Raw genomic sequence first — 2,567 nt, 5'->3', positions numbered from 1 at the left:
GCCACCGCTGGGGCCGCGTCGGCCGAGACCTACCAGGGCGGCGTCATCGGCGGTCCCAACCTTGGTCACGCCACGCTGCACTGGCAGGGTGTGCACCCCGGTTCGGCCAACGCCCACTGGCACTGAGCATCACCGGCTGGCGCCGGTGGCGGTCCGCGCAGGTGACCGCCACCGGCGCCTTTTTCTGTCTGGCGGCCGATCTCTACGGAATCATGAAGACGATCGCGCCCAGTCGGCGCAGGGTCGGGCTCAACCTTTCCCTTGACCGATAACAACGACCAATCCGCGCTAACACGGCATCTCAGACCGGGACAAGAGCCCGACATCTTCAGCAGAGAGAGGAAAGGACAGTGGCCGCACTCCACGGTGTACGGCTGTTGGTTTTCCCTGGTGTTAAGCCATCGCGGGTCTTATCGTGTGCTGGACCCTGGACGCCGGGAGGCTGATATGGACGGCACGCCATTTGGGCGCTACCGCCTCATCGAATTATTGGGCCGTGGCGGCATGGGTGAGGTCTGGCGAGCCCACGATACCGACACGGATCGGGTCGTGGCCATCAAAGTCTTGCCCGCACATTTGTCGGAGGATGAGGAGTTTCAGCGGCGATTCCGTCGGGAAGCCCATGCGGCGGCCCGGTTGAGCGACCCGCACGTCATTCCTATCCATAATTACGGCGAAATCGACGGCCGCCTATACGTCGATATGCGGCTGATCGAAGGCCGCGACCTACAGGCCGTGCTCGCTGAGGGGCCGCTGGATCCCGGCCGTGCGGTGCGCATCATCGAACAAGTTGCGATGGCCTTGCATGCCGCCCACAAGGTCGGTCTGCTGCACCGCGACGTCAAGCCCTCCAACATCCTGCTCGACGGCAACGACTTCGCCTACCTGATTGATTTCGGAATCGCCCGCGCCCTTGACGAAACACGCATGACGAAGTCCGGCAACACCATTGGCACCTTCCACTACATCGCACCCGAGCGGCTCGACAGCGAAATCGAAGAGGATGCCCGCGCCGACATCTACTCGTTGGCCTGCGTGCTGTATGAATGCCTGACCGGAGATACCCCTTTTCCCGGTGACACGATGGCGCGCCTGATGTACGCACACGTCAACACCCCGCCGCCTCGACCCTCGACCAACAAACCGAATGTGCCCCCGCAGGTCGATGAGGTCATCGCCACCGGCATGGCCAAACACCCCGACCAGCGGTATGCGACGACAATCGAGTTGGCCAACGCCGCCCGCGACGCGATCACCGTCCCCATTGCCCGACCGACACCGAGTCCGGCGTTCCTCGGAGCGGCTGAGCCGGCAGGCAATCATGTCACCGCCGAGCCGACACTCGCCGCCACCCAACTGGGCGGGCCCCCTGCCTCACAAACCCAGCCCGCTGACCAGCCGCGCCCGATGACTTTGCGGCTGTCGTGGTCACGCCAACGCCGCTTGGGCCTGATCGCCGCCATCGCCGTGACAGTCGTAGTCCTAGCCGCTGGCATTATCGGCTTTCAACTGCGACAACCAACCCGACCCGCACCCCAAAACCCAGCCGCGCAACCCGCGCCCCCACCGCCGCCAACCTCCACGACACCGCCCCCGCCGCCGCCGTTAGGGGCCGAAGCCATGCAAGGGTTGCTGCTGAGCCCCGAGCAAACCGCTGCTGCTGCAAAGAGTCCGACACCACTGACGGACGCATCCCCCCTTAACGAGATGATCACCGCCAGCTTCTCGGACCCGGCTTGCTCAGGCGTACTCACCTTCCGCGACACCCATACCTACGCAGACACTGGGTGGACCGGCGTTCGTGGAATTCAGCTCAAGAACAACGTTGATACTGCAGTCCAAGAGTTTGTGGTGTTGTTTTCTTCCGCGCATGATGCGCAGGCGTTCTTCGCCGCCTCCGCCCAGAAGTGGAAGGCCTGCGACAACCAGCAGTTCACCGTTACCCAGTACAGCAAGCCAAGCGAATTTGCTGTGAGGTCAGTAACCAACACAAACGGCATGCTCAGTGCCGCGCTCGTCGCCGTTAAAAATAATGTCCCCTGCGAGCATGCATTGACGGTGGCCAACAACGTCGTCGTCGACGCCAGCGTATGCAAAAACAACCCTCCGGTGGACAACCTCGCCGTTGACATCGCCCATCAGATCGCCGCCAAAGTACCAACAACGTAGCGACGACAGGCCGCCATCCAACTCCTTGAGCGCTGGAAGCTGCTGTCTCAGAACAGACCTTGAGCTCAACCGGTCGGCGCATCACTGGGATGAGCGTAACCGGTTGCTATCCACCGGAAAATGGGATCGGCTCGGCTATCGAGGTAGTCGAGTAGGTCTTGGATTCGGGGGCTGGGTCGAGTGGTTGGTACCGGTGGTACTTAAGGTTCTGGTCGCGCCAGTACAGGCTCCACAGATCGGCGGTCCTGGCCGTCCAGTCGGGTCGGACATCCTCGCGCCACGGCGGCCGGCATTCACAAATCGTTAGATACCTTGGGGCGGTGTCGCATTCGATGCTGCGGATGTGCTCGGGAACCTGGTTGGCGCTCCAACGTTGGACGCGGGCGATGCCAAGCTGC

2 protein-coding genes are annotated in these 2,567 nt (G+C 62.7%); one reads left to right on the top strand and one right to left on the bottom strand.

Annotated elements, in window-relative coordinates; all coding sequences use genetic code 11:
• Window positions 1-447: 447 nt before the first annotated feature.
• Window positions 448-2,169: a serine/threonine-protein kinase PknH/PknJ gene (locus tag WBF82_RS05265; RefSeq protein WP_424382035.1), complete on the top strand. Its 1,722-nt coding sequence runs from the start codon at window positions 448-450 to the stop codon at window positions 2,167-2,169.
• Between the two features lie 106 nt (window positions 2,170-2,275).
• On the opposite strand, the gene WBF82_RS05260 is transcribed toward WBF82_RS05265, so the two are convergent.
• On the bottom strand, window positions 2,276-2,567 hold a 292-nt coding region (locus tag WBF82_RS05260; protein WP_424382034.1), incomplete at its 5' end, for a DUF3024 domain-containing protein.

This window comes from Mycobacterium sp., assembly GCF_049673265.1.
In the GTDB taxonomy this organism is placed as follows: Bacteria; Actinomycetota; Actinomycetes; order Mycobacteriales; family Mycobacteriaceae; genus Mycobacterium.
Note: the sequence above shows the minus strand (reverse complement) of the source record. Positions and strands in the feature narration are given on the sequence as shown.

Coding starts and splice junctions, on each gene's coding strand:
- WBF82_RS05265 (WP_424382035.1), top strand. CDS start 448: ATGGACGGCACGCCATTTGGGCGCTACCGCCTCATCGAATTATTGGGC.